This window comes from Frankia sp. CeRuru1 (assembly GCF_977966315.1).
Genome location: NZ_CDWWEW010000126.1, coordinates 10697 through 13032, shown reverse-complemented (window position 1 = coordinate 13032; position 2336 = coordinate 10697). Strand labels below are relative to the sequence as shown.

Sequence of the window (2336 nt, the reverse complement as noted above, 5' to 3'; positions counted from 1 at the left end):
GCCAAGAGCGCCAAGTACAAGGCTGCGGCGCGGGATGTCCACGGCGTCGTGCTCGATCCGGAGACCTTCGAGCCGGACCTTGCCGCGTCCGAGGCTCTCCGAGGCTCTCCGAGGCTCGGCGCGTCCGATACCGCCGGGTGTCGTCTATCCGTTATCCGTGCCTGAGCTGGTGGAGGTCGTGGGAAGTGACGTTTCGGCCGAGTTCCGCGCCGACTATGTCGGTGCCGCGGACGTGGATGCCTTCCCAGACCCGCGCGTTGATGTTGTCGTCGCTGGCCTGCTGCCAGGTGGTGTACGTCCGGCTGACCCCGGGCGCGGTCGCGCTGGTCACAGTGATCGGGCGGCTCGGGCCCGCGCCGGTGAACGCTTCCAGCACCCGCTGGGCGGCGCCGGCGTAGGTGGTGTGCCCGTTGGGGTATTCGGGGTGCGCCGGTGGCGGCGTCGTAGCGCTGTGGCGTCGTAGCCGGCCTCGGCCTACCCCACCGCCGGTCATCACGGTCATCGCTGGCCGGGGTCGGATGATGCCGGATCCGGTCCGGTGCCCACCGTCGGTCGGGACCGTCGTCGGTGCAGGTCCAGGCAGACGCGCACGTAGGCAACGACCACGATCAGCGCGGCCAGCGAGCGGACGAGCCAGGTGAGATCGTCCGGGTAGAGGACGCCCGTAAGGTAATGATCGATGAAACCGCCCTGGTAGGCCGGTTGACCATCAAGCCGTCGCAGATACTTCTCCAACGGGGTCAGCGGACAGGTGAACCCGATCGTGATGATCGTTACGCCCCAGATGATGGCGGGCACATGCAGCCAGAGCAGCCAGCGCCGCCGCCGAACCAGCAGCCCACCGAAGATGATGAACGCGATCCCGAGCAGGTGGGCCACCACGACGAGGTCGGCGAGAATGTCGTACGTCATCGCTGCTCCCTGTGCGCTACGGTACGCCGACCGCGCGGGATCATCCCGGCCCGGACCGCCGGAACCCGGGCGCACGGTGGACCGGGCATACGGTGGAGAGGTGAATGCCGTGAACCCCGTGAATGCTATCGACCGGGTGGATGTCGTCGACGGGGCGGACATCGTTGACGGGGTGGACGCCGTGGACGGCGGCCCGGTCCCGGTGACCTGGCCCGAGACCCTGCTGCGCCTCGACGAGGATCTCGTCGACTACGAGGTTGCCATGGCGCGGATGCGGGTGATGGTGCGGGAACGGATCGACGGCGTGCGGCCGGACACGCTGTGGTTCCTGTCGCATCCGCCGGTCTACACCGTCGGCAAGCGGACCCCGCCCGAGCACCGCCCGCTCGCGGGGCTGGGCATCCCGGTTCACGAGACCAACCGGGGTGGGCTGCTGACGTACCACGCCCCCGGCCAGCTGGTGGGCTACGTGATGTGTCATATCGGCGCAATGAACGCGGTGGTGCCGTTCCTGCGGCTGTTGGAGGCCCGGTTGGTGGATACGGTCGAGGCGCTCGGCATTCCGGCCGAGCGGCGGGACACCCCGCCCGGGTCCGTCGAGCTCACGGGCGTCTGGACCCGCCGGACCAACCGGAAGATCGCGTCCATCGGCCTGCGGTGCACGCGCAAGGTGACCAGTCACGGATTCGCGCTCAACGTCGACTGCGACATGCGGCCATGGACCTGGGCGACGCCCTGCGGCATGCCCGAGGTGGAGATGACCTCCGTGCAGCGGGAGCTGACCGACGTGGGGCGCGCCGTCCCGAGCATGGCCGAGGTCCGCGAGATCGCCGCCGAGATGCTCGGCGCACGCAACGTCCCGCACCTCCCGGCGCCGAACCTGAGCTTGGGGAACCTGGGTACGGGGACCCGAGCCGGCCGAACCTGAGCTCGGGGGACCTGAGTTCGGGGGACCTGGGTACGGTCGGTGGCCCCTGGACCGTTACTTCCTCACTTCCTCCCCTGAATTCGGCGGCCCCACGACGAGTGCGCGATCGGCGGCCCGGTAAGTCGGGATCAGGCCGACCGGGCCGATCAGGCTGACCGGGCCGATCAGGCCGACCGGGCCGACGGGGAGACATCCACGGAACCGTTGCATCGTGATGATCGGTAGCGCTCATCGCCTATGCCGCCGTCCCTTGCGGGTCGACACTCCCGGTCTGACCGGTCATGGCCGTGCTGGGTTCCCGCTTTATAGCCACCCGCCCACCAGGGTGGGTCTTACGGTCGGCTCCACGGGCGTTTACCGTCTCCGACGTACTGGCGGCGACGAGGTGACGCAGGTTGACCGCGGCGTTGGCGTCGCGGTCGGCTACCAGCCCGCAGGACGGGCAGGTGAACGTGCGGTCGGCCAGGGTCAGGCTTGGGTTTCGCCAGCCACAGCC

At 69.3% G+C, this 2336-nt stretch carries 4 protein-coding genes; 1 reads left to right on the top strand and 3 read right to left on the bottom strand.

Annotation, left to right across the window (positions count from 1 at the left end; genetic code table 11):
- Positions 1-151: 151 nt before the first annotated feature.
- Both AC08OP_RS11405 and AC08OP_RS11400 read right to left on the bottom strand, forming a co-directional pair.
- Positions 152-502 (bottom strand): phosphatase PAP2 family protein, encoded by a 351-nt coding sequence (locus AC08OP_RS11405; protein WP_476614167.1) that lies wholly within the window; start codon positions 500-502, stop codon positions 152-154.
- On the bottom strand, positions 499-912 hold the full coding sequence (locus AC08OP_RS11400) for a DUF2784 domain-containing protein (RefSeq protein WP_476614166.1): 414 nt from the start codon (positions 910-912) through the stop codon (positions 499-501). Before AC08OP_RS11400 ends, AC08OP_RS11405 begins: the two co-directional genes overlap by 4 nt.
- Before the next feature lie 109 nt (positions 913-1021).
- On the opposite strand from AC08OP_RS11400, the gene lipB reads away from it, so the two are divergent.
- The gene (lipB, locus tag AC08OP_RS11395; RefSeq protein WP_476614165.1) at positions 1022-1840 is read left to right on the top strand and encodes a lipoyl(octanoyl) transferase LipB; all 819 of its coding nucleotides are present in this window, start codon (positions 1022-1024) and stop codon (positions 1838-1840) included.
- A gap of 235 nt (positions 1841-2075) precedes the next feature.
- On the opposite strand, the gene AC08OP_RS11390 is transcribed toward lipB, so the two are convergent.
- Positions 2076-2336: zinc ribbon domain-containing protein (locus AC08OP_RS11390; protein WP_476614164.1), on the bottom strand; the 261-nt coding region annotated here is incomplete at its 5' end.

What these genes read in the sequence shown, in the direction of transcription:
- AC08OP_RS11405 (WP_476614167.1), bottom strand. Translation starts at nt 502, where the DNA reads ATGACCGTGATGACCGGCGGTGGGGTAGGCCGAGGCCGGCTACGACGC.
- AC08OP_RS11400 (WP_476614166.1), bottom strand. Translation starts at nt 912, where the DNA reads ATGACGTACGACATTCTCGCCGACCTCGTCGTGGTGGCCCACCTGCTC.